This window comes from Serratia silvae, assembly GCF_023282985.1.
Lineage (GTDB): Bacteria > Pseudomonadota > Gammaproteobacteria > Enterobacterales > Enterobacteriaceae > Chania > Chania silvae.
In genome coordinates, this window is sequence record NZ_JAGQDC010000051.1 from 1 (window position 1) to 740 (window position 740).

The 740-nt window shown below is 50.1% G+C and carries 1 rRNA gene; it reads right to left on the reverse strand.

What is annotated here, in order from left to right:
* Nucleotides 1–651: ribosomal RNA gene (locus KAJ71_RS23185) — 23S ribosomal RNA — on the reverse strand; the annotation flags it as partial.
* Between the last annotated feature and the right edge of the window lie 89 nt (nucleotides 652–740).

Sequence of the window (740 nt, forward strand, 5' to 3'; positions counted from 1 at the left end):
TCGCCCAGTTAAGACTCGGTTTCCCTACGGCTCCCCTATACGGTTAACCTTGCTACAAAATATAAGTCGCTGACCCATTATACAAAAGGTACGCAGTCACACCACGAAGGTGCTCCCACTGCTTGTACGTACACGGTTTCAGGTTCTATTTCACTCCCCTCGCCGGGGTTCTTTTCGCCTTTCCCTCACGGTACTGGTTCACTATCGGTCAGTCAGGAGTATTTAGCCTTGGAGGATGGTCCCCCCATATTCAGACAGGATGTCACGTGTCCCGCCCTACTCATCGAACTCACAATTAATGCATTTTAGTGTACGGGGCTATCACCCTTTGCTGCGCGACTTTCCAGACGCTTCCACTAACACAAGAACTGATTCAGGTTCTGGGCTGTTCCCCGTTCGCTCGCCGCTACTGGGGGAATCTCGGTTGATTTCTTTTCCTCGGGGTACTTAGATGTTTCAGTTCCCCCGGTTCGCCTCGTATGGCTATGTATTCACCATACGATAGTGCAACGAATTGCACTGGGTTTCCCCATTCGGGTATTGCCGGTTATAACGGTTCATATCACCTTACCGACACTTTTCGCAGATTAGCACGCCCTTCATCGCCTCTGACTGCCTAGGCATCCACCGTGTACGCTTAGTCACTTAACCTCACAACCCGAAGGTGTTTCTGTAAACAGAGACACTGTCGTGCTGTTTATTTGAGAGACTCACTGACAGGTTACTCCTTACCCCAATAC